The organism is Williamsia sp. z34 (assembly GCF_059553395.1).
Genome location: NZ_JCANWW010000002.1, coordinates 267,591 through 291,052, shown reverse-complemented (window position 1 = coordinate 291,052; position 23,462 = coordinate 267,591). Strand labels below are relative to the sequence as shown.

Genomic DNA, 23,462 nt, shown 5'->3' with positions numbered 1-23,462 from the left:
CATCCACAGGCGTAGGTCAGCCGCGTGAGCGGTCCACCGCGGTGGTGTACAGCTCGTCCAGCGCGACACCGTTCGGTACCGGTCCGGAACCCGGCGCCATGACGGTGACGTAGACCCGGACACCGTCGTTCTGCGCGACCAGTGCGGTCATCGTCTGGGTCATCTGCCCCGACACCGTGACCCGCCGGAAGGCCAGCGACTCCTGCGAGTCGGCCGGCGACGGCGGCAACACTGTGGTGGTCACCGTGGCGGTCACACCCTGATTGGTGGTGGTGTACGTCGGGCAGGCCTCCAGCCGGGCCTCCAGCTCGGACAACGGAGAATCCGTGAGCACCGTGATGGCGCTGAGGATGCCGGCATTGGCGGCAGCGCCGGTGGCGACCAGTGCCACCGCCTCATCGGACGACGCCGGGAGTGGGGTGGGAGCACAACTGGCCGGCGTGACCAGACCGTCGACCGGGAACCCGGCGGTATCCGCCAGCACCGCAGCCAATTTGTCGCCCGACACCTCGGTCGCGTTGTATCCGGGTGGGAAGTCCGCCGCGCTCACCGATCGGTCCCGCACGTCGATCTCCTCCGACGGGAAGGCGCCCGGGCCGGACGCGGACGACGGCGTCGCGGTCTGCGGAGCAGCGATCGGATCACCGTCCACTGCACTTGTGCAGGCACCCAGGGACAGGGCAGCCGCCATCGCCATCAGCACTACCCAGCGCGGCTTGATCCACTTCGAAGACACCCGACTCACCCGCCCACTGTGCCATCACGACCACGCCATTGGCGTGCGCGACACGACTAGACTCGCCGGGAGCAACCGAATCGCTAGGGAGAACACCGCATATGGGGATCATCGGCAAGATCAAAGGTGAGCTCGTCGACATCATCGAATGGATCGACGATTCACGCTCCACGTTGGCGTGGCGCTTTCCCCGCTACAACAACGAGATCAAAAACGGGGCCGAACTCATCGTTCGGGAAGGTCAGCAGGCGGTTTTCGTCTACCGAGGCAAGCTCGCCGACCGATTCGGGCCGGGTCACTACACATTGACGTCCGAGAACCTGCCGCTGCTGAGCACGTTGCAGGGCTGGAAGCACGGATTCAACAGCCCGTTCCGGTCCGAGGTGTACTTCATCAACACCCGCCCGGTCACCGATCTGCGGTGGGGCACCCCCAACCCGGTCACGGTCCGCGACCCCGATTTCACGATGGTCCAGGTCCGTGCCAACGGTTTGTGTGTTGTTCGGGTGGCCGAACCCGAGATCTTCCTGCGCGAGGTCATCGGCACCGACAGTTCCGTGGGTGTCGACGAGATCACCGAGTTGATCCGCCGGGTCATCACCCTGGCGTTCTCGGACATGATCATGGAGACCAGGCTCGGGGTCATCGACCTCCAGGGCCGTCAGGTCGAGTTGTCGCAGAAGCTCCAGGCCTTCGTGAATGAACGGGTCGACGACGAGTTCGGCTTGTCGATCGACGCGATCACCATGAACATCTCACTGCCCGACGAGATCACCACCGCCATGACACGCGGGGTGGCCCGGGGTGTGGAGGAGAGCGGCTTCCTCAACAACGTCGGCGATCTCGGCCGGTATCAGCAGGGCAAGGCCGCCGACGCGATGGTCGCCGCGGCCCAGAACCCGGGCGGCGGAGCGATGGGCGACATGATGTCGGCCGGCATGGGCGTGGCCCTGGGCAGCCAGATGGCCGGCCAGTTCGGTAACCAGGGCGCACCGCCGGCGCAGGCGGCACCGGTACCACCGCCGTTACCGGGGGCTGCGACATTCCACATCGACAACGGCGGTCAACCGGCCGGCCCGTTCACCATCGCCCAACTCCGGGCCGCAGTCGCCTCCGGGCAATTCACCGCGTCGACGCTGGTCTGGAATCAGGGCATGCCGGGCTGGGCGCCGGCCGCAACCGTGCCCGCACTTTCCGGCCTCTTCACCACCCCTCCCCCGCTCCCGACCAATCCCACGGCGTAGGAACATGGCCGACCCACATCTCCCACCACCCCTGCCCGACAACAACTACGGCGCGGATACGGCGCCCCCGCCGTTGCCCCCGATGCCGCCGCCGCCCGAGTCGGGGCCGTCCGATCCGCAGCGCGCGATATTCCAGGTCACCGAACAGACCCGCACGTATCCCTGCGACAGTTGCGGTGCGGCACTGGTTTTCGATCCGGCCACCGGCGCCCTGCTGTGCCGCAGTTGCAGTCGCTCGCATGCGATTGTGCTCGACCCCCGGCGCCGTGTCGTCGAACACGATCTGCAGTCCACGATGACCGCGTTGCGCAGCCTGGTTGCCGAGCAGCCGGCGTCATCGGCGGCGGTGAGCGAACGGGAGATCATCTGCCAGAGCTGCGGCGGCAGAACCACATTCAGCGGTACCCTCACCGCCACGCGCTGCCCGTACTGCGCCACCCCGATCCAGCGCGACGACATCCACGACGCCCCACTCCGGTTACCGGTCGACGGGATCCTGCCGTTCCAGGTCGACGACAAACAGGGCCGTGAGGTCATCGAGAAGTGGATCAACAGTCGTTGGTTCGCGCCGTCGGAGTTCAAGAAGTACCGGGAAGTCGGTTCGTTCACCAGCATCTACGCCGCATATTTCACCTATGACGCCGATACGACCACGTCCTATACCGGCATGCGCGGTGACACCTACACCGTCACCACCGGCAGCGGCGAGAACCGGCGCACCGAGACCAGGACGCGATGGAGCCACCGATCGGGTGTGCTGCGCAACAACTTCGATGACATCGCGGTGCTGGCGAACACCGGTTTCGACACCGACCGGGTTCACGAACTCGAGCCCTGGCCGACCGGACAGGCCACCCCGTACAGTCCGGAGTTCGTTGCCGGACATCTCTGCCGTACCTACGACCTCGATGCCGACCAGTGTTTCCCGGTCGCACAGTCACGGATCAACGCCGGTATCGACGCCGCGATCCGGCGCGACATCGGCGGCGACCATCAGCGCATCAACAACAAGGACACCAGGTACAACGCCCTGACGTTCAAGCATGTGCTGCTGCCGATCTGGCTGCTCACGGTTGTCTATGCCGGCGACCCTTTTCAGGTTTTCATCAACGGTGTCACCGGTGAGGTCCAGGGTCAGCGACCGTGGAGCACGGTCAAGATCGCCTTCGCCGTACTGGCGGCGCTCATCCTCGTCGTCGGCGTCGTCGTGGCCTGGCAGGCGCTCAAATGACCACGGTGATCGTGCTCGTGGTCCTGGCCGCCTGCGTGGCCGCGGCGGCCGGGGTCTTCGTGATGACCCGACGGATCCGGGCCGGCGCCCTGGCGGCCAACGAGATCATTCCCGGACAGCCGACCAATGCCCCGTCGTCCTGGGCGGGTTCACATGATCCCGAGGCTCGGCTGCACCGACGGATCCGAGATGCGCTGGCGCTGTTGCGGTCCGATCCGAAACTGGAGTACGACGGCGCCCGAATCGACGCCCGGGTCCGAATCGAGCTCGCCGCAACGGAACTCGACAATCGCCTGATCGCCGCCGCCGCGTCGCCGAGCAGGATTCGCGAATCGATCGTCGCGCAATCGGATTCAGCCGTGACCGAACTGGAGAACGTGGCGGCGGCACTGTCTGCCGGCGGCGAGATCAACCTCGAACAGGTGCAGACCCTGGTGACCCGGATGAGCTCGCCGCCGGCGATCGAGAGCTAGCGGCGGGACTAGCTGCCGCGCTTGATCCATTCCTCCAGGTGTGGGGCCTCTTCCCCGACCGCGGTGGAATCACCGTGTCCGGTATGGACTTTGGTCTGCGCGGGCAGTGTGAGGATCTTCGTCCTGATGGATTCGATGATTGTGCCGAAGTCCGAGAACGAACGACCGGTCGCGCCGGGCCCACCCGAGAACAGGGTGTCCCCGGAGAACAGGACATCGAGTTCGGGCACATAGACCGCACACGAGCCCGGCGAATGGCCGGGGGTGTTGAGGACCACCAGATCGGTTCCGGCCACGCTGATCTTCTGCCCGTCGGACAGATCACCATCGGGCCTGACGTCGGGGTATGTCTGATCCCAGAGCATGGTGTCGCCGGGGTGCAGCAGCATCGGCGCGTCGGTGGCCTTGGACAATTCCGGCGCGGCGGTGATGTGGTCGTTGTGGCCGTGGGTCAGCACGATCGCCTTGACCTTCCGGCCGCCGACCGCGTCGATGATCGGTGCCGCGGTGTGCGCGGCATCGATGATCACCACCTCGGACTCGTCGCCGATGATCCAGATGTTGTTGTCGACATCCCAGGTTCCGCCGTCGAGGCTGAACTGCCCCGAGGTGACGACGTGCTCGACATCGATGCTCACAGGACCACCACCGAACGCAGCACCTCGCCGGCCTCCATCTTGTGGAAGGCCGATTCGATGTCCGTGAGGCCGATCCGCTCGGACACGAACTTCTCCAACGGCAACCGACCCTGCTGGTACAGATCCACCAGCATCGGGAAGTCACGTTCGGGCAGGCAATCGCCGTACCAGGACGACTTCAACGCGCCACCACGGGAGAAGAAGTCGACCAGTGGGAGTTCCAGGGTCATCTCCGGCGTCGGCACACCGACCAGGACCACCACACCGGCCAGATCGCGGGCATAGAACGCGGTCTTGTACGTCTCCGGACGACCGACGGCGTCGATCACCACATCGGCGCCATTGCCGTCGGTCAACTCCTGGATCGCCGCGACCACGTCCTCGACCTGCGAACCGTCGATCGTGTGGGTGGCACCGAGATCCTTGGCCCATTCCAGTTTTCGGGCATCACGATCGACCGCGATGATCTTGGTCGCCCCGGCCAGACGGGAACCGGCGATCGCGGCGTCACCGACACCACCGCAGCCGATGACCGCGACGCTGTCACCGCGTCCGACATTGCCGGTGTTGATGGCCGCGCCGATACCGGCCATCACTCCGCAGCCGAGCAGTCCGACGACAGCGGGGTCCGCATCGGCCGAAACCTTGGTGCACTGGCCCTCGTGAACCAGCGTCTTGTCGGCGAACGCGCCGATACCCAGCGCCGGGGTCAGTGCGGTGCCGTCGGCCAGCGTCATCGGCTTGCTCGCGTTGTGCGTGTTGAAGCAGTACTGCGGTCGGCCACGCTTGCAGGCCCGGCATTCGCCGCAGACCGCACGCCAGTTCAGGACCACAAAATCGCCGGGCGCCACCAGGGTGACCTCATCACCGGCGGTCTCGACGATGCCGGAGGCCTCGTGGCCGAGCAGGAAGGGGTACTCGTCGTTGATCCCACCCTCGCGGTACGCCAAATCGGTATGGCACACACCGCACGCCAGAATCCGCACCACCACATCTCGTGGCCCCGGATCGGGGATGGTGATGGTCTCGATCGTGGTCGGGGCGCCCTTGCCCGCCGACACCACACCGCGTACCTGCTCTGCCATGACAACCTTTCGCCGCGCTTGTATTTGTCGGTCCGGGTTTGTCCCCACGTCACTTTCGGTTTGGGACCACGGTCCCTCGCCTGTCGTGCGTCTCGAGTCTGTGCCCGCACCGTTTCTCCGGTCCCGATCGGTTATCACCTTATTCGATGCCCAGATCGACATGTATGCATCAGTCGCAACCGTTCGCCGACGGTGAACGGTTGCCGGGAATCGCGACACGCGTGGTTCTGTTGTCCCAATTGAACTGTCTACACAGCGCGAACCGACGGCCTGCCCGGCACAGGGATTGGGACCAAAGGTAAAGATGAGGGACAATAGTTGAATACAACAGCACGACCAGGCAGCAAGGAGGTTCGCCATGGACGACAAGTCCACGCTCTATGAACTCGAGTTCCCGGCACCACAGCTGGCTGGTGACGAGGGCGAGGGTCCGGTACTGATCCACGCACTCGAAGGCTTCGCCGACGCCGGTCACGCCATCAAATTGGCCGCCGATCACCTGCGCCAGAGTCTCGATTCAGAACTGGTGGCCACGTTTTCGACCGACGAGCTGATCGACTACCGCTCGCGGCGTCCGATGATGACGTTCTCCGGTGAGCAGTTCACGTCCGTGGCGATGCATGAGCTGACCCTGCATGCCATCCGCGACAACGGGGGCAAGCCGTTCCTGCTGCTGGCCGGCTCCGAACCCGACATGCGCTGGGAGCGTTTTGTCGCGGCGGTGACCGGTTTGGCCGATCAGTTCGGTGTGTCGACGGTGATCGGGCTCAACGCGATCCCGATGGGCATCCCGCACACCCGCCCGTCGACGATCACCGCGCACGGCAACAACAAGGATCTGATCGACTCGCTGCCCCAGTGGGGTTCGGAGCTCAAGATCCCGGCCAGTGCATCGATGCTGCTCGAACTCCGGCTCGGTGAGCACGGATTGTCGACCGCCGGATTGTCGGTCCACGTGCCGCACTACCTGGCACAGGCCGAATACCCGGCCGCCTCACACAAGCTGATCGAAAGCCTCGGTGAGGTCACCGGACTCGATCTGCCGATGGCGGCCCTGGCCAACGCCGCAGACAAGGTCCGCCGGCAGGTCGACAAGGAGATCTCGGGCAACCACGAGGTCGAGTCGGTGGTGACGGCACTGGAAACCCAGTACGACACCTTCACCCAGGCCCAGCAGGAGAAGGCCTCACTGCTCGCGGCCGAAGGCGATCTGCCCACCGGTGACGAACTCGGTGCCGAACTCGAACGCTTCCTGGCCGATCACCTCAGCGGCGGCAACGGGACCGATGCCGGCGCCGAGACCGATGGCGATAAGCCCGGGGACGACGCCGGTCAGTGACCACCCCACTTGCCTTTCCGGACCACAAAGAACCCGACCTCGACGAGCTGTATGCCGACTTCACCGCGTGGTGGTCCGCGCGGGGCATCGAGCTGTACCCCCACCAAGACGAAGCACTGATCGAACTCGCCGGTGGGTCGAACGTCATCCTGTCGACGCCCACCGGCTCCGGCAAGTCCCTCGTCGCCAGTGGCGCGTTGTACTTTGCTGCCGCGCAGGGCAAACGGGCCTTCTACACCGCCCCGATCAAGGCCTTGGTCAGCGAGAAGTTCTTCGACCTGTGTGCCCAGTTCGGCGCCGAGAACGTCGGCATGCTCACCGGGGATGCCTCGGTCAACCCGACCGCGCCGATCATCTGTGCCACCGCCGAAGTGGTCGCGAACATCGCGCTGCGTGAAGGTCCGGACTCCCCGATCGGCGTCGTGGTCATGGACGAGTTCCATTACTACGCAGAGCCCGATCGCGGATGGGCCTGGCAGGTACCGCTGATCGAGTTGACCGGCAGTCAGTTCGTGCTGATGTCGGCCACCCTGGGCGACGTCAGCTTTTTCGTCGACGACCTGACCCGTCGTACCGGCCGGGAGACCGCCGCGATCACGGGCACCACTCGCCCGGTCCCCCTGGAGTACTCGTATTCGACGCGACCGGTACACGAGACGATCGAGCATCTGATCGCCAAGGACCGGGCGCCGGTGTACGTCGTCCACTTCACCCAGCTCTCGGCGATGGAACGCGCCCAGGCATTGCTCAGTGCCAACATCTGCAGCCGCGCCGAACGTGACGCGATTGCCGAGGAGATCGGTGATTTCCGGTTCAGCACCGGCTTCGGTAAGACATTGTCGAAGACCGTTCGGGCCGGCATCGGGATCCACCACGCCGGTATGTTGCCGCGCTACCGACGTCTCGTCGAACGTCTTGCACAACAGGGACTGTTGCGCGTCGTGTGTGGAACCGACACCCTCGGGGTCGGGATCAACGTCCCCATCAGGACGGTCCTGTTCACCGGCCTGACCAAGTTCGACGGCATCCGGCAACGACACCTGCGGGCCCGCGAGTTCCATCAGATCGCCGGCCGCGCCGGTCGGGCCGGCTTCGACACCCGCGGATTCGTGGTGGCGCAGGCGCCGGACCACGACGTCGAGAACGCCCGGTTGGTGGCCAAGGCCGGTGACGATCCGAAGAAGCTCAAGAAGATCCAGCGCAAGAAGGCCCCGGAAGGCTTTGTCTCATGGGGTGAGGCGACTTTCGAGAAGCTGATCGTCGCGCCGCCGGAGCCGTTGCGGTCACGGTTCCATGTCACCACGTCGATGCTGCTGGAAGTCATTGCCCGGCCGGGTAATTGCTTCACCTCGATGCGCCACCTCCTCGAGGACAACCATGAGACCAGGGCCCGGCAGCGCGGCCACATCCTGCGCGCGCTCAAGCTCTACCGGTCGCTGGTCAACAGCGGTGTGGTGCAGCGACTCGAAGAGCCCGACGCGTACGGCCGCATGGCGGTTCTGGCCGTCGACCTGCCGAACAACTTCGCGCTCAACAACCCGCTGTCCCCCTTTGCCCTTGCCGCCTTCGAATTGCTCGATCCCGATTCGCCGACCTACGCGCTGGACCTGATCTCGATCGTCGAATCGACCCTCGACGATCCGCGCCCGGTGCTCATGGGCCAGCAGAAGGCCGCCCGCGACACGGCCATCGCACAGATGAAGGCAGATGGCATCGAGTACGAGGAGCGCATGGAGTTGCTCTCCGAGGTGACCTGGCCACGTCCGATGCGCGAGTTCATCTTCGAGGCCTTCGACATGTACCGTCGCGGGCACCCCTGGGTCATCGACACACCGCCACGCCCCAAATCGGTACTGCGCCAGATGATCGAAGAGGGCATGGACTGGGGTGATCTGATCTCCCGGTACTCACTGGCCCGCAGCGAAGGTGTGGTCCTGCGGTATCTCACCGACTGCTATCGGACACTGCGGCAGAGCATTCCGAACGCCGCGCGCACCGACGAGATCGACGACGTGGTCGAGTGGATCGGCGACTTGGTCCGCCGAGTCGACTCGAGCCTGCTCGACGAGTGGGAACAGCTCACGCATCCCGACGCCGACAGCACCGGACCCGCCGATCTGGCACCACCGTCGGCCGGCCGGCCGGTCAACCTTCGTGCCACCCGGGTGCATCTGCGCAACACCATGTTCCGCTTTGTGAATCTGTTGTCACGCCGCGACTGGTCGGGGCTGCAGACGAGTTACCCCGATCTCGACTGGGCCGATGAGATGGCCGACTTCGTCGACGAATACGGACCGGTGCAGGCCGGGCCGGAAGCCCGCGGACCGGCTCTGTTCAGCCTGACCGAGGACAACGGCGAGTGGCTCGCCCGACAGGTCCTCGACGACCCGGATGGCGACCACGGCTGGTCACTGCTGGCCCGGTTCTCGATGCCCGACACCGCAGAGGACGAACCCGAACTCCTGGACATGGAGATCATCCCCGGCTGACAACAGGACCGACGCGGCAATCGCACAGGGTGTGTTTCCACCAATCCCGCAGTGCCCTCGACGGCGGCAGTAGCCACGCCGGCGCCGGACTGCGTGTGTGGTGGGGGCGGCGGGATGTTCCGCGGCAGGTTGGTCACAGTGGCGCAGTGTGTTCCGTCCACGCCGTCCCATCCCAATAGCGCTGGATCCCGGGGCGGCTCGTATCCGGGTACCAGGCGGCAGGCGGCGCAGGTGGAGGTGGCGAGGTCTGACTCGGCGCAGGAGCCGGAGGAACAGCAGTCACGGCAGGTGTCATCGCAGCGGCGGGCGGCGACCAGCCCGCCAGCGGATTCGACTGCCCCCCACCACCCGCACTCTGCTGCGTGTGGTTCTCCATGATTTTGGTTTGCTTCCGTGCCTCTTTGCGCACGCCCTTCGTGTACGCCGCGGTCCGCTCCTTATCCGAGCGGAAGTCAACCGCGCCGAGTGTGCCCATGCTCATCGTTTTGCGGATGAGTCCCATATCCACATCTTTCTCCCTGGCGATCAGGGAAGCGTTCCCCGACTGCAGTGGATCTGATGCTAAGGGAATTCAGGTGAACTGGAACGGGATCGATCGTACGAATCAAGGTCATGCGCTATCCACTCCGAGGACGAACCCGAACTCCTGGACATGGAGATCATCCCCGGCTGATCGGAAACCCTCCCCTCGACCACCCATTGACAGCACCCTGTCGTCGTGACAGCATTTTGTCATGTCCGCATCATCAGTCACCCCTCGCACCGTCCACCTCGCTGTCTACGACACCCTCGCCGACTGGGAGACCGGTCATGCGGTGGCACATATCAACAACCCCGAGTACCAGATCCGCCCCGGCGCGTACCAGGTCCGCACCGTGGGCGCGAGCACCGAGCCGGTCCTGACCGCCGGCGGAATACGTATCGTCCCCGACCTCTCGCTCGCCGATCTCGACCCGGCCGACAGTGCGATGCTGATCCTGCCCGGCGCCTCGGCGTACCTCGACGGCGGATTGACCGAGTTCATCGAGACCGCCCGACGATTCCTCGACGCGGGCGTGCCCGTCGCCGGCATCTGCGGAGCGACGGTGGCAATGGCACAGGCCGGCCTTCTCGACGACCGGCAACACACCAGCAACGCCGCCGAAGCACTGGCCCCCACCGGATATGCCGGCGCCGATCATTACGTCGACGCACCGGCGGTGACCGACCGCAGTGGCCCCGGACATCTGATCACCGCTGCCGCAATGCATCCGGTGCCCTTCGCCCGGGAGATCTTCGCCGAACTCGACCTCTACACCCCCCAGACCCTTGCGGCGTGGGTCAAGTTGTTCAGCGGCGACCCGGCCGGCTACCACGACCTGATGGCCGCAACCGCGTGAGCGACCCGCAGTCACTGCTCAGCGACTCCGCCCTCACCGCATTCCGGCTCAACGGTCAGTTCCTGGCGGTTGCCGAAGCCCTCGCCGCGCCGGTCGGACTCACGGCCACCCGATGGCAGGTGCTGGGAGCCGTTCTCCCCGAACCGCTGTCGGTCTCCGACATCGCCCGCGTCATGGGCATCACCCGGCAAAGCGTCCAGCGGACCGCCGATCTACTCGCCGAGGCCGGCCTGGTGGCCTATCGCAACAATCCGGCACACCGCAGAGCCAAGCTCGTCGAGGTGACGCCGGAAGGCCGCGAGGCCGTGCGCGGTATCGACCCGCAGCACGCCGAATTGGCCGGGCGTCTCACAGAAATCCTGGGCACCACGCGCTGGACCGAGATCGTGGCCGGACTCCACGAATTGTCGGCCGCCCTCGAATCCCTGGATACGCAGCTGGATTGACGAGGACTCAGACCGGCCGAGCGGCGCCTGTGCCCGATCCGACGATGGCAGCTGTGATGACTTGCGCCAGTTGGCGATACTCGACCTCACGTCCACTGGTGGCCCGCATGACCAGACCTATCCGCCGCCCGGGTCGCGGCCGGGTGAAGCTGGCGATGGCCAGAGCCCCACGCGCAGTTTCGGTCTGAACCGCGGTCTGCGGGATGAGTGTCACGCCCAGACCGCCCTCGACGCATTGCACCGCGGTGGCCAAAGACGCCGCGCGCGTGGGTCCGACGTCGGGACGGACACCCGCGAGCCGGCACACTTCCAACGCCTGATCGCGCAAACAGTGACCTTCGTCGAGCAATAGCAACGGCAGGTCGGCCAGGGCGGCCGGATCCACCCGACTGCGTCCGGCCAGCGGATGACCGGGAGGCAGCGCCAGAACGAAGTCCTCGTCGTACATCGGTACCTCGATCATGCCACCGGCGTCGGCGGGCAGCGCCAGGATCGCGGCGTCGATCGAATTGCGGCGCAAAGCATCCAGAAGCCGGCTCGTCTGATCCTCAACCACCCGCAAAGCCAGTTCCGGGAGCTCACTGGCCAGATTGCGCAGGATGCCCGGCAACACATACGGTGCCACCGTCGGAATCAGGCCGAGCCGCAACGTACCTGACAACGGTCGTGCGACACCCCCGGCGGCGGCGGTGAACATATCCACCGCTTCGATTGCGGCCGCGGCCCGGGCCAGTAATGCGTCGCCTTCACTAGTCAAGAAGACACGCCGGGTAGAGCGTTCGACCAACCTCAATCCCAAGCCCGATTCCAGTGCCGCCAGGGCCTGCGAGAGTGAAGGTTGACTCACTCCTAAACTCTCTGCGGCAGAACCAAAGTGACGTTTATCAGCGATGGCTGCAAAGGCCTTCAGTCCGGCGATCGTCGGCTGATAAGTTTGATCGGTCATGCCTATCACTATAGTGCTACTCATCACGTATCATTCTCAGTGGATTCAGGGCAGTATTAGTCACGCTGCTTTAACAGACCCCTAAGGAGAGCATTCATGCCATTGCTGACAATTGGTGATCAATTCCCCGCTTACAACCTGACGGCCGTCATCGGCGGTGACCTCTCGAAGGTCGACGCCAAGCAGCCCGACGACTACTTCACCACCGTCACCAGCGACGACTACGCAGGCAAGTGGCGGATTGTCTTCTTCTGGCCCAAGGACTTCACGTTCGTGTGCCCCACCGAGATTGCCGCCTTCGGCAAGCTGAACGACGAGTTCGCTGACCGCGACGCCCAGGTTCTGGGTGCCTCCGTCGACAACGAGTTCGTGCACTTCCAGTGGCGCGCACAGCACGAAGACCTCAAGACCCTTCCGTTCCCGATGCTTTCGGACCTCAAGCGTGAACTCGCCCAGGCCACCGGCGTTCTCAACGCCGATGGTGTTGCCGACCGCGCAACGTTCATCATCGACCCGAACAACGAGATCCAGTTCGTCTCGGTCACCGCGGGTTCGGTCGGCCGCAATGTCGACGAGGTCCTGCGCGTGCTGGACGCACTGCAGTCCGACGAGCTGTGCGCATGCAACTGGAAGAAGGGCGATCCCACCATCGACGCCGGCGAACTGCTGACCGCCAGCGTCTGATCGCTTGCGCGACGAAGTAATCGAACCGATCGCCTGCTCGTAGAAGGAAATAGACAGATGAGCATCGACAATCTCAAAGAATCACTGCCGGAGTACGCGAAGGACCTCAAGCTCAACCTGGGTTCCATCGCACGCACCACCGTCCTCAAGGACGAGCAGCTGTGGGGCACTTTGCTGTCCACCGCGGCAGCGAGCAAGAACGCGACCGTCCTCAAGGAGATCGCTGACGAAGCTGCCGACAACCTGTCGGCAGAGGCGTACAACGCTGCCCTCGGTGCCGCATCGATCATGGGCATGAACAATGTGTTCTACCGTGGCCGCGGATTCCTGGACGGCAAGTACGACGACCTACGTCCCGGACTGCGGATGAACATCATCGGCAATCCCGGGGTCGAGAAGGCCAACTTCGAGTTGTGGTCGTTTGCCGTCTCGTCGATGAACGGTTGCGGCCACTGCGTCGCCGCCCACGAGAACACCTTGCGCGAAGACGGCATCGAGCGGGAGGCGATTCTCGAATCGCTGAAGGTCGCGTCGATCATCGCAGGCGTTGCTGCAGCACTCAGTACTGCCGAGGTACTTGTCGGATAGCGAAAACCTCGCTGCCGCAGGCACTGGAGTACAAAAAAGGAGCAGGGACCCGGCGACCGGGTCCCTGCTCCTTTTTGTTCTATGGAATCACCTCAGCGCGTCGGCGATCCGCTGCGCCATCTCACCGACCTGGGCACTGGTCATCACAAACGCCGGCGAGATCTGCAGGGCGCCTTGCCCGGCCGCCCGTCCGCTCACGCCGTGCCCGCGCAGCGCGCCGATGACCGCCGGGGCGGTCGACGGATCGGCCAGTTGCACAGCGGCAACCGCGCCGAGTCCACTGCGGACCTCGCTGACCGCGGGCAGATCCGCCAACGGTGCCAGCAGGACGTCAAGGTCTGATTCGAGCCGTGCAGCCTCTTCGATCAGTCCCTCGGATTCGATGATGTCGAGGTTGGCCATCGCTGCCGCCGCGGCGCCCGCGTGCCCACCGTAGGTGTATCCGTGGCGCCACCACACACCACCGGAATAGAACGGCTCAGCGATCTTCGGGGCGACGAACAACGCCCCCATCGGAACATAACCCGACGTCAAACCCTTTGCGGTGGTGATCATGTCGGGCTCGAGACCGAACCGGCTCGAGGCGAACCACGATCCGCCGATCCGGCCGAACCCGGTGACGACCTCATCCACGACGAACAGGACGTCGTGGTCGCGGCAGATCTGCCGAACCTCTGCCAGGTAGCCGTCGGGCGGCAGATAGATGCCACCGGCACCGATGATCGGCTCGACGAAAAAGGCGGCGATGTTGTCGGCGCCGATCCGCTCGATCAGGCCGAGCAGGCTCTTGGCATCGTCCCATTCGACGGTTGCCGCGTCGGGCATGAGCTCGCCGTAGTTCTCGCGGTTGAGCGGCAGACCCGACAGCGCGGTGCCTGCGACGTGCATGCCGTGATAGGCCTTCGTCCGGCCGACGACGATCTTCTTCTCCGGCCGACCCATCTCGTGCCAGTACCGTCGCGCGAGTTTGACCGCCGAATCGACTGAGTCGCTACCGCCCGAGGTGAAGAACACCTTGCTGCCCGGGATCGGGGCGAGCGCCGAAAGACGATCGGCCAGTGCCGCGGTCACATCGGAGGTGATGTCGCCGAAGCCGGAGTAGTGGGCCAACGTACTGAGCTGACGGGCAACGGCGTCCGCGATCGCGGTCCGCCCGTGCCCGACATTGGTGAACCACAGGCCGGCCGTGGAATCGATGTACTTGTTTCCGGCGGCGTCCCAGATGTAGGCGCCCTCGCCCTTGGCAACAACAAACGGTCCCGAGGCGCTCACCGCGCCCATGTCGGCGAATCCGTGCCAGAGACCGGCAGAAGTAGAAGCAGTCATGGCCTACATCATGCCTGCCCAGGTGGCGAGAGGATGCAGGCGACTCCGGCGACTACCATTGAGGCGATATGTCGACCGCGCCCGAACAGCCCAGCAGTCCCGCCGCGTCCGGGCAGCCCACCAACCCCGGGCAGCGCCGACGCCGCAGACGCCCATCGTCGGGCACATCTGCCGCCAGAAGCGGATCCCGCGCGTCTGCCGGACCCGGTCCGGAAGAGCTGGAGCGCCGTCGCGCGCTGGTGCCCAAGCTGAACTACCCCCCGGAGTTGCCCGTGTCGGCCGCCCGGGCGGACATCGCCGCCGCGATCGAAGCACATCAGGTTGTTGTCGTGGCCGGCGAGACCGGTTCGGGCAAGACCACCCAGCTGCCGAAGATCTGCCTGGAACTCGGCCGCGGAATCGCCGGGAAGATCGGCCATACCCAGCCACGACGGCTCGCGGCCCGTTCGGTCGCCGAACGTATCGCCGAGGAAACCGGCACCGAACTCGGCGGAGTGATCGGCTACTCGGTCCGTTTCACCGACAAGGCGTCCCGCGACACCCTGGTGAAGGTGATGACCGACGGCATCCTGTTGCGGGAACTCTCCCAGGATCGCCTGCTGCGCGACTACGACACACTGATCATCGACGAGGCCCACGAACGCAGCCTCAACATCGACTTCATCCTGGGATACCTCAAGCAACTGCTCCCCCGGCGGCCCGACCTCAAGGTGATCATCACCTCGGCCACCATCGAGCCCGGTCGCTTCGCCGATCACTTTGCCACCGAGGACCACCCGGTCCCGGTCATCGAGGTCTCCGGGCGCACCTATCCCGTGGAGATCCGGTACCGGCCACTTGTGGTCGAGGACGAGGACGAGGCCGACCTCGACCAGTTACAGGCGATAGGCGCGGCGGTGAACGAACTGTTCGCCGAGGGCACCGGCGACATCCTCGTGTTCTTGCCGACCGAACGCGAGATCACCGATACCGCCGCCTCCCTCAAGCATCTCGAGGCGCGGGGCGTCGAGGTGATCCCGCTGTTCGCGCGGCTGTCCGCCGCCGATCAGCACCGCGTGTTCGCCTCCCACAAGGGCAGGCGAATCGTGCTGTCCACCAACGTCGCCGAGACATCGCTGACCGTGCCGGGTATCCACTATGTGATCGATGCGGGGACCGCTCGCATATCGCGCTATTCGACCCGCACCAAGGTTCAGCGACTGCCCATCGAGCCGATCTCTCAGGCCAGTGCCCGCCAGCGCGCCGGACGTTGTGGCCGTGTGGCCGCGGGCGTCTGCATTCGCCTGTACAGCGAAGACGACTTTCTCAGCAGACCCGAATACACCGAGCCCGAGATCTTGCGCACCAACCTGGCCGCGGTGATCCTGAACATGACCTCGCTCGGTCTCGGCGACGTGGGCAAGTTCCCGTTTGTCCAGCCGCCCGACCCCAAGGCGATCCGCGACGGTCAACAGCTCCTCGACGAACTCGGTGCACTCCTCCCGGCGACACCTGACAACCCGGTACGGCGACTGACCCCGATCGGTCGGTCACTGGCGCGGATCCCGGTGGACCCACGGTTGGCCCGCATGCTGGTCGAGGCCGACAAACAGGGTGTTCTCGGACCGATGCTGGTGCTGACCGCAGCGCTGTCGTTGCCCGATGTCCGGGAACGGCCCGCCGAACACCGGCAGGCCGCAGACGAGTCACACCACAGATTCGCCGCTGACGGATCCGAGTTCCTCACACTGCTCAACCTGTGGACCTATCTCGAGGACACCCGAAAAGAACTGTCATCGAGCCAGTTCCGCAAACGTATGCGCCGTGAATACCTCCACGCACTGCGCATCCGCGAGTGGCGCGATCTGCATTCACAGCTCGTCCGGATCGCCCGCGACCTGGGCTGGACCGTCCCCGGCGACTTCGAGACGCCCGAACCCGATTCGGCCACGGCAGTGGCCGTCCATCAGTCGGTCTTGTCCGGGCTGCTCAGTCAGATCGGTGTCCGTGAGGGCGAATCCAAGGAGTTCCTCGGCGCGCGCGGCACCAAGTTCATGATCTTCCCCGGCTCACACCTGTCGAACAAGCCACCCCGGTTCGTGATGGCAGCCGAAATCGTGGAGACCTCTCGACTGTGGGCCCGGACCGTCGCCCGCATCGAACCCGAATGGGCGGAGCGTCTGGCCGGGGATCTGGTGAAACGCCAGTACAGCGAACCACATTGGTCGAGTAAACACTCTGCGGCGATGGCCTATGAAAGGGTCACGCTCTACGGTGTACCCCTGGTCACCAGGCGCCGGGTGAACTTCGGATCCATCGATCCCGAGGCCGCCCGCGAGTTGTTCATCCGCAGTGCCCTCGTCGAAGGTGACTGGCGCACACAGCATCCGTTCTTCCACCGCAACCGGGCGCTACTCGACGATGCCGAAGAGTCGGTGCACCGGGTCCGGCGCACCGATCTGGTGGTCGACGACGACACGCTGTTCGCCCACTATGACCGCCATGTGGGCGACGAGGTGGTCTCGGGCAGGCACTTCGACACGTGGTGGAAGACCGCGCGCAAGAAGAACCCGAATCTCCTCGATCTCGATCCGGCCGACGTCGTTGCCGGCGATCCGGCCGGTTTCCCGGACGTCTGGCGGCAGGCCGATGCCACCTACGATCTCCGGTATCGCTTCGAGCCCGGCACCGCGGACGACGGCGTCAGCGTGTTGATCCCGCTGCCCCTGCTGATGCGGGCCCGGCCTTCCGGTTTCGACTGGCTGGTCCCCGGCATGCGCACCGAACTCGTCACCGAACTGATCCGCACGCTCCCGAAAACCCTTCGGCGTCAGATCGGTCCGGCTCCGGACCTGGCCTCGCAGATCCTCGACGCGGTGACACCACGTGCGAAACCGCTGACCTCCAGTGTCGCCGCCGAACTCACCCGGATCACCGGGGTGAAGATCGCAGCCGCCGACCTGCGGCCGACCGCACTCCCCGACCACCTGCGGATGACCTTCGTGGCTCTCGGCCCCGACGGTCAGGAGCTCGGCCATTCCAAGTCACTGGCGGAACTGCAGGAGCGCCTCGGCGGCAAGGCCCGCGCGGCACTCGAGAAAGAGGCCGCGACAGCGCCGGCGCCGGTGGCAACGACCTGGACCGACAAGACGTTCGGGACCATCCCTCGTTCGGTGCGCAATATCGTTGCCGGACAGGAGATCACGAGTTATCCGGCACTGGTGCCACGGAAAGGCGGTTTCACCGTCGCACCCATGTCGACCGAGTCCGAGCAGCGCAGCGCGATGTACAACGCCCTGATCGGGCTACTGATCAATGATGTGCCCGGCCTGCGCCCGAATGCGACGTCGGCGCTCGGCACCGCGCAGCGGTTGGCGCTGAGCCAGAGCCCGTACCCGACCGGGGAGGCGCTGCTCGCCGACTGCGTGCGCGCTGCGGTGATCGACCTGGTCCCCCCGCAGCCGCAGGTCTGGAACGCTGCCGACTACGCCGCACTGAAAAGCCATGTCACGGGGCAGGTCACGAGCCGCGCCACGACCAAACTGCGTCAGGCCGCGGCTATCCTGAGCCGGGTGGCCCCGTTGCGCACCGCCATCGCGGCCACAACGGTCTCCGACGCAGCCGACGACGTGCGGGATCAACTCGCGGAGCTTGTTTTCGATGGGTTCATCTCGGCCACCGGTGCCGAACATCTCGCCGAGATCCCGCGCTACCTCGATGCTGCGCTGGCCCGGCTGGAACAGCTACCCGCCTCGGCTGCACGGGATTCCGCGTCGATGGCAGCCATCGACCGCGTGGTGGCCGCGTGGACCGACCACCTGCGGACGATTCCACCGGAACGTCGCGATGCGGTCAGCGAGGCGGCGGGCTGGATAGTGGAGGAATTACGAGTCGGACTGTTCGCTCAACAGCTCCGAACCGCATACCCGATTTCAGAAAAGCGTGCCATCAAGGCGATCCGCGACCTGCGTTAGGCCGCGGGGTGTCGTCAGGACTTGCTCGACCTGAGGTCGTCGATTTCTTTCTGGAAATCGTCCACCGAGTCGAATGACCGGTAGACCGAGGCGAATCGAAGGTAGGCGACCTCGTCGAGTTCCCGGAGCGGGCCGAGGATGGCCAGACCCACCTCGTTGGCGGGGACTTCCGCCGAACCCGATGCCCGCACGGCTTCTTCCACCTGCTGCGCGAGATGCTGCAACTTGTCGTCGTCCACCGAACGGCCCTGGCAGGCGCGGCGGACGCCGCGCATGACCTTCTCGCGGCTGAAGGGTTCGGTGACGCCGGTGCGCTTGACCACCGACAGCACCGCGGTCTCCACCGTGGTGAAGCGGCGTGCACACTGCGAACAGGCACGGCGACGACGGATGGCCTGCCCCTCGTCCGCCACTCGCGAATCGACTACGCGGGTGTCCTCGTTCTTGCAAAACGGGCAATGCATGCACGATCCCTCGACAGTCGACGGCCTGGGCGGATTGACCAGACACTCTGCCTTCGAGGATACCGTCCGTGATCGCGGCCCCTCCACCGTCTACCTCGCGTAGACCGGGGTGACCAATGCCTGACCCACCGACAGTGCCGAGTTGTTCATTGCATTGAGCTCCATGATCTTTGCGACCACGGTCTCGGTCGGCATCTCGGGGGCGATACGTGATGCGATGGCGCCCAACGACTCCCCCGACTGGACGCGGACGACCTCGGTGCCCAGCCGGGCCGGATCGCTCGACTGCTGTATGACTCCGCCGAAGAACGTCATGAAGGCGACCACCAGCATCAGCCCCACGCCGGTGACCGCCGCGCCCGCCCAGGCGCGCCTACGGACGAAAACCATCTCACGTTCGGTCGGTATCCGCTGCTCGGAGTTACGCGATGCGGCACAGGAGACGGCCACGCGGCGCTGCGCGGACAGTCGGCGACCGGCGGGGCGGGTCGTGTCCGAGGGCCGTACCGGGCGCGTGGTGCGCGTGGCGGTATCGCTCTCGGGGTGGTGAACAGGCCGAGCTGTGGCCGGCCGGGTGATGGTGGTGGCTGCAGTCATGGGTTCAGTCCTCGGTCATCGGTTCAATCCCTATTCGATCACTCGTTCGATTGAAAGAGTGTTCGATTTGTATCACGGGCCTCCGACAAAGCGCCACGCCTTCTCGAACAAATGTTTGAGACTTGTGACCATTTGCACTATCTTTGTCCCATGGACCCCGCCCGACACCGCATGAACTGGAGGACCTGATGGCCGATACAACCCAGCCCCCGACACCGGCGGACGGGGCCGCGACCACTGTGGTCGCCACCGAACCACTCGCCGAGGGCTCACTGACCCCTCGCCAGAAAGCAGTTCTCGAGGTCATCCGTACCTCGGTCCGCCAACGCGGCTACCCGCCGAGCATCCGGGAGATCGGCGACGCGGTGGGCCTGACCTCGACGTCTTCGGTCGCCCACCAGCTCCGCACCCTCGAACGCAAGGGTTTCCTGCAGCGCGAGAACAACCGGCCCCGCGCGGTGAACATCCAGGACACCGACCTCAACCCGGCCACCGCGGCCGGTCAGGTCCAGACACCGGACGAATCCATGCCCACGCCGACGTTCGTCCCGGTGCTCGGCCGGATCGCCGCCGGCGGGCCGATCCTGGCCGAAGAAGCCGTCGAAGACGTCTTCCCTCTCCCCAAGGAGCTGGTCGGCGAGGGTTCGCTGTTCCTGCTCAAGGTCGTCGGCGAATCGATGATCGACGCCGCCATCTGCGACGGCGACTGGGTGGTCGTACGCCAGCAGAATGTGGCCGACAACGGCGACATCGTCGCCGCGATGATCGACGGTGACGCCACGATCAAGACGTTCAAACGGACCAAGGACGCGGTGTGGCTGATGCCCCACAACCCGGTGTTCGATCCGATCCCGGGCAACGACGCCGTCATCCTGGGCAAGGTCGTCACCGTGATGCGCCGACTCTGACCTGCCGGTCGTAGGCAGATCATCCCCAGACAGTGCGAAAGGCGGGGTGTACCGGAACTTTCCGGTACACCCCGCCTTTCGCGTTCGAGGCGGTGAGCGATCAGATCCTGGGGTCAGACCCCGAGGCTGCGGCCGATCACTTCCTTCATGATCTCGGTCGTTCCGCCGTAGATGGTCTGCACGCGAGAATCGAGGAACGCCTTGGCGACCGAGTATTCACGCATGTAGCCGTACCCACCGTGCAGCTGCAGGCACCGGTCGACCAGGTGCACCTGGTTCTCGGTCGCGTAGTACTTGGCCATCGCGGCGTCGGGGACGGTCAGTTTCTTCTCGTTGAGCAGACCGATGCAGTGATCGACGAAGACGCGGGTCGTCGTGGTCGAGGTGGACAGCTCGGCCAGCAGGAACCGGGTGTTCTGGAAGGTGCCGATCGAACGACCGAAAGCCTTGCGGTCCTTGGCGTACTGGACGGTGGTCTCCAGCACCTGCTCCATCGCGGCAGCAGCGACCACCGCAATCGACAGCCGTTCGCGTGGCAGGTTCTGCATGAGGTAGATGAAGCCGAGACCCTCTTCACCGAGCAGGTTCTCGGCGGGCACGCGGACGTTGTCGAAGCTCAGCTCGGCGGTGTCCTGTGCCTTCATGCCGACCTTGTCGAGGTTGCGGCCGCGTTCGAAGCCTTCCATACCGCGTTCGACGACCAGCAGGCTGAAGCCTTTCGCGCCGGCCTCCGGGTCGGTACGTGCGACCACGATCACCAGGTCGGCGTTTATGCCGTTGGTGATGAAGGTCTTCGATCCGTTGAGCACCCAGTGGTCGCCGTCTTTCTTGGCGGTGGTCTTGATGCCCTGCAGGTCTGAACCGGTTCCGGGCTCGGTCATCGCGATGGCGGTGATGAGTTCACCGGAGGTGAACCCGGGAAGCCAGCGCGCCTTCTGCTCGTCGGTCGTCAGCTCCAGCAGGTACGGCGCGATGACGTCGTTGTGCAGGGTGAATCCCAGACCGCTGTATCCACCGCGGGCGGATTCCTCGGAGACGATGGCCTGATAGCGGAAGTCGTCGACTCCGCCGCCGCCGAACTCCTCGGGTGCATCCACGGCGAGGAAGCCGTTCTTACCTGCTTCGATCCACACATCGCGATCGACGATGTTCTGCTCTTCCCACCGCGCGTGGTGCGGCGCCACGTGCTGCTCGAGGAAGCTGCGGTACGAATCGCGGTAGAGGAGGTGTTCAGGCTCGAAAAGCGTACGTTCCATCAAGGTCTCCATAACGAGGTGTCAAAACGTGCAGGTTCCAACAACTGTAACTGGATTCTACATTTACCCCAAGAGGCTCGACGGTCCCGATTTCAGGAACAGCCTGATTCAGAACAGATCGGAGGCCGCGAACTCGGTCAGCGCACTGGCCAGCGCCGAGGGAACACTCGCGACGATCTCGGTGCCATCGGGCCCGTGTTCTTCCCTTGAGACATCGCCTTCGGCGTGGATCCGCGAGACCAGGTCACCCCGGGAATAGGGCACGCGGACGGTGACATGGACGTCGTGCCGCGACACCAGCTCGCGCACTCGCTCGAGGAGCTCCGGGATGCCTTCTCCGGTGGCCGCCGAGATGAAGACCGCATCAGGGAACAGACCCCGCAGCTGAGTCAGGACCGTCGGGTCGGCCACGTCGATCTTGTTCACCACGAGAAGCTCCGGCGGTGCGGTCGCCTTCTCGTCCTGGATCACCTGATCGATGACCTTGCGCACCGCACTGATCTGGTCGGTGGGTATCGGGTCCGAACCATCGACGATGTGCAGCAGCAGATCTGCGTCCGTGACCTCCTCCAGCGTCGAGCGAAACGCCTCGACGAGCTGGGTGGGCAGGTGTCGGACGAAGCCGACGGTGTCGGTCACCACGATCTCGCGTCCGTCGTCGAGGGACATCCGCCGGGTTGTCGGGTCGAGGGTGGCGAACAGGGCGTTCTGCACCAGCACACCTGACCCGGTCATCGCGTTGATCAGACTGGACTTGCCCGCGTTTGTGTAGCCGACGATCGTCACCGATGCGACAGCTGACTCTTTCCGCTTGGTGCGCTTGGTGTTTCGCGATGTCTTCATCTCGCGGATCTCGCGGCGCAACTTCGCCATCCGCTCGCGGATACGCCGGCGATCGGTCTCGATCTTCGTCTCACCGGGTCCACGAAGACCCACGCCGCCGTTGCTGCCCGCACGACCACCGGCCTGGCGGGACATCGATTCACCCCAGCCACGCAGACGCGGGAGCATGTACTCCATCTGGGCCAGCGCGACCTGGGCCTTGCCCTCCCGCGACGTGGCGTGCTGGGCGAAGATGTCGAGGATCAGGGCGGTGCGGTCGATGACCTTGACCTTGACCACCTTCTCCAGCGCGGTGAGCTGGGCGGGCGTCAGTTCACCGTCGCAGATGACGGTGTCGGCGCCGGTGGCCAGGACGACGTCCCGCAGTTCATGTGCCTTGCCCGACCCGATGTAGGTCGCCGGATCCGGCTTGTCCCGGCGCTGGATGAGGCCTTCGAGCACCTCGGAGCCGGCGGTCTCGGCCAGTGCCTTGAGTTCGGCCAGACTCGCCTCCGCCTGCGTGGTGGTGCTTCCCTGCAGCCACACACCCACCAGAACAACGCGTTCGAGGCGCAGTTGCCGGTACTCGACCTCGGTGACGTCGGTGAGTTCGGTGGACAGACCCGCCACCCGCCGCAGCGACGCGCGATCGTCGAGTTGCAGGTCGCCGAGCGTGGGTCCTTTGTGGAAGTTCGGTAGCCGGACCTCCGGGGCGCGAGGCCCTCGCGCATTCGAGTCCGGACCCGCTGAGTCGGTGTCAGCCGAATCGTCGGTATCCGGCTCCGCCGGGTTCAGGTCTTCGTTGAAGTCGTCGTCGTTCGAGCTGGATTCGTGTTCAGTCATGAGGTCACCATGGTT

21 protein-coding genes are annotated in these 23,462 nt (G+C 65.1%); 11 read left to right on the top strand and 10 right to left on the bottom strand.

Going from position 1 to position 23,462, the window contains the following annotated elements:
- Positions 1-16 precede the first annotated feature (16 nt).
- Entirely contained in the window at positions 17-745 is a 729-nt protein-coding gene (locus tag AC51GT_RS05680) for a DUF5642 family protein (protein WP_496328156.1), read from the bottom strand.
- A 92-nt stretch (positions 746-837) separates the two neighbouring features.
- On the opposite strand from AC51GT_RS05680, the gene AC51GT_RS05675 reads away from it, so the two are divergent.
- The 3 genes from AC51GT_RS05675 to AC51GT_RS05665 are packed head-to-tail and all read left to right on the top strand — an operon-like array spanning position 838 to position 3,684.
- Positions 838-1,980, top strand: coding sequence for an SPFH domain-containing protein (locus AC51GT_RS05675; RefSeq protein ID WP_496328155.1), 1,143 nt, complete (start codon positions 838-840; stop codon positions 1,978-1,980).
- Between the two features lie 4 nt (positions 1,981-1,984).
- Positions 1,985-3,211: a TFIIB-type zinc ribbon-containing protein gene (locus tag AC51GT_RS05670; RefSeq protein ID WP_496328154.1), complete on the top strand. Its 1,227-nt coding sequence runs from the start codon at positions 1,985-1,987 to the stop codon at positions 3,209-3,211.
- Positions 3,208-3,684, top strand: coding sequence for a hypothetical protein (locus tag AC51GT_RS05665; protein ID WP_496328153.1), 477 nt, complete (start codon positions 3,208-3,210; stop codon positions 3,682-3,684). Before AC51GT_RS05670 ends, AC51GT_RS05665 begins: the two co-directional genes overlap by 4 nt.
- 8 nt (positions 3,685-3,692) lie before the next feature.
- Here AC51GT_RS05665 and AC51GT_RS05660 read toward each other — a convergent pair whose 3' ends face one another.
- Both AC51GT_RS05660 and AC51GT_RS05655 read right to left on the bottom strand, forming a co-directional pair.
- A complete protein-coding gene (locus AC51GT_RS05660) occupies positions 3,693-4,322 on the bottom strand; it encodes an MBL fold metallo-hydrolase (RefSeq protein WP_496328152.1) in 630 nt (209 codons plus the stop codon).
- Positions 4,319-5,407: an S-(hydroxymethyl)mycothiol dehydrogenase gene (locus tag AC51GT_RS05655; protein WP_496325220.1), complete on the bottom strand. Its 1,089-nt coding sequence runs from the start codon at positions 5,405-5,407 to the stop codon at positions 4,319-4,321. The genes AC51GT_RS05660 and AC51GT_RS05655 overlap by 4 nt, the downstream gene beginning before the upstream one ends.
- Positions 5,408-5,765: 358 nt before the next feature.
- On the opposite strand from AC51GT_RS05655, the gene AC51GT_RS05650 reads away from it, so the two are divergent.
- Positions 5,766-6,746 (top strand): proteasome assembly chaperone family protein, encoded by a 981-nt coding sequence (locus tag AC51GT_RS05650; protein ID WP_496325221.1) that lies wholly within the window; start codon positions 5,766-5,768, stop codon positions 6,744-6,746.
- Positions 6,743-9,235, top strand: coding sequence for a DEAD/DEAH box helicase (locus AC51GT_RS05645; RefSeq protein WP_496328151.1), 2,493 nt, complete (start codon positions 6,743-6,745; stop codon positions 9,233-9,235). The genes AC51GT_RS05650 and AC51GT_RS05645 overlap by 4 nt, the downstream gene beginning before the upstream one ends.
- Positions 9,236-9,368: 133 nt before the next feature.
- Here the strand turns inward: AC51GT_RS05645 and AC51GT_RS05640 are convergent, their stop codons facing one another.
- Positions 9,369-9,737, bottom strand: coding sequence for a DUF2510 domain-containing protein (locus AC51GT_RS05640; RefSeq protein ID WP_496328475.1), 369 nt, complete (start codon positions 9,735-9,737; stop codon positions 9,369-9,371).
- Positions 9,738-9,969: 232 nt separating this feature from the next.
- Here AC51GT_RS05640 and AC51GT_RS05635 point away from each other — a divergent pair, with 232 nt between their 5' ends.
- Together AC51GT_RS05635 and AC51GT_RS05630 are read left to right on the top strand one after the other, a co-directional pair.
- The gene (locus tag AC51GT_RS05635; protein WP_496328150.1) at positions 9,970-10,614 is read left to right on the top strand and encodes a DJ-1/PfpI family protein; all 645 of its coding nucleotides are present in this window, start codon (positions 9,970-9,972) and stop codon (positions 10,612-10,614) included.
- Positions 10,611-11,060: a MarR family winged helix-turn-helix transcriptional regulator gene (locus tag AC51GT_RS05630; RefSeq protein ID WP_496328149.1), complete on the top strand. Its 450-nt coding sequence runs from the start codon at positions 10,611-10,613 to the stop codon at positions 11,058-11,060. Before AC51GT_RS05635 ends, AC51GT_RS05630 begins: the two co-directional genes overlap by 4 nt.
- Before the next feature lie 7 nt (positions 11,061-11,067).
- Here AC51GT_RS05630 and AC51GT_RS05625 read toward each other — a convergent pair whose 3' ends face one another.
- The gene (locus AC51GT_RS05625) at positions 11,068-12,006 is read right to left on the bottom strand and encodes a hydrogen peroxide-inducible genes activator (protein ID WP_496325224.1); all 939 of its coding nucleotides are present in this window, start codon (positions 12,004-12,006) and stop codon (positions 11,068-11,070) included.
- A gap of 96 nt (positions 12,007-12,102) precedes the next feature.
- Here AC51GT_RS05625 and AC51GT_RS05620 point away from each other — a divergent pair, with 96 nt between their 5' ends.
- Both AC51GT_RS05620 and AC51GT_RS05615 read left to right on the top strand, forming a co-directional pair.
- The gene (locus AC51GT_RS05620) at positions 12,103-12,690 is read left to right on the top strand and encodes a peroxiredoxin (RefSeq protein WP_496325225.1); all 588 of its coding nucleotides are present in this window, start codon (positions 12,103-12,105) and stop codon (positions 12,688-12,690) included.
- A gap of 57 nt (positions 12,691-12,747) precedes the next feature.
- Positions 12,748-13,278, top strand: a complete 531-nt coding sequence (locus tag AC51GT_RS05615; RefSeq protein ID WP_496325226.1) for an alkyl hydroperoxide reductase — start codon at positions 12,748-12,750, stop codon at positions 13,276-13,278.
- Between the two features lie 87 nt (positions 13,279-13,365).
- Here the strand turns inward: AC51GT_RS05615 and AC51GT_RS05610 are convergent, their stop codons facing one another.
- Complete coding sequence (locus tag AC51GT_RS05610) at positions 13,366-14,604, bottom strand: aminotransferase family protein (RefSeq protein ID WP_496328148.1); 1,239 nt, start codon at positions 14,602-14,604, stop codon at positions 13,366-13,368.
- Positions 14,605-14,672: 68 nt separating this feature from the next.
- Here AC51GT_RS05610 and hrpA point away from each other — a divergent pair, with 68 nt between their 5' ends.
- Positions 14,673-18,557, top strand: a complete 3,885-nt coding sequence (gene hrpA / locus AC51GT_RS05605; RefSeq protein WP_496328147.1) for an ATP-dependent RNA helicase HrpA — start codon at positions 14,673-14,675, stop codon at positions 18,555-18,557.
- A 14-nt stretch (positions 18,558-18,571) separates the two neighbouring features.
- On the opposite strand, the gene nrdR is transcribed toward hrpA, so the two are convergent.
- Positions 18,572-19,021 (bottom strand): transcriptional regulator NrdR, encoded by a 450-nt coding sequence (gene nrdR / locus AC51GT_RS05600; RefSeq protein ID WP_496325229.1) that lies wholly within the window; start codon positions 19,019-19,021, stop codon positions 18,572-18,574.
- A 90-nt stretch (positions 19,022-19,111) separates the two neighbouring features.
- Positions 19,112-19,618, bottom strand: a complete 507-nt coding sequence (locus tag AC51GT_RS05595; RefSeq protein ID WP_496325230.1) for a LysM peptidoglycan-binding domain-containing protein — start codon at positions 19,616-19,618, stop codon at positions 19,112-19,114.
- A gap of 188 nt (positions 19,619-19,806) precedes the next feature.
- Here AC51GT_RS05595 and lexA point away from each other — a divergent pair, with 188 nt between their 5' ends.
- Positions 19,807-20,526 (top strand): transcriptional repressor LexA, encoded by a 720-nt coding sequence (lexA, locus tag AC51GT_RS05590; protein ID WP_496325231.1) that lies wholly within the window; start codon positions 19,807-19,809, stop codon positions 20,524-20,526.
- Between the two features lie 113 nt (positions 20,527-20,639).
- Here lexA and AC51GT_RS05585 read toward each other — a convergent pair whose 3' ends face one another.
- Together AC51GT_RS05585 and hflX are read right to left on the bottom strand one after the other, a co-directional pair.
- Positions 20,640-21,782, bottom strand: a complete 1,143-nt coding sequence (locus AC51GT_RS05585) for an acyl-CoA dehydrogenase family protein (protein WP_496328146.1) — start codon at positions 21,780-21,782, stop codon at positions 20,640-20,642.
- Positions 21,783-21,890: 108 nt separating this feature from the next.
- Positions 21,891-23,447 (bottom strand): GTPase HflX, encoded by a 1,557-nt coding sequence (gene hflX / locus AC51GT_RS05580; protein ID WP_496328145.1) that lies wholly within the window; start codon positions 23,445-23,447, stop codon positions 21,891-21,893.
- Between the last annotated feature and the right edge of the window lie 15 nt (positions 23,448-23,462).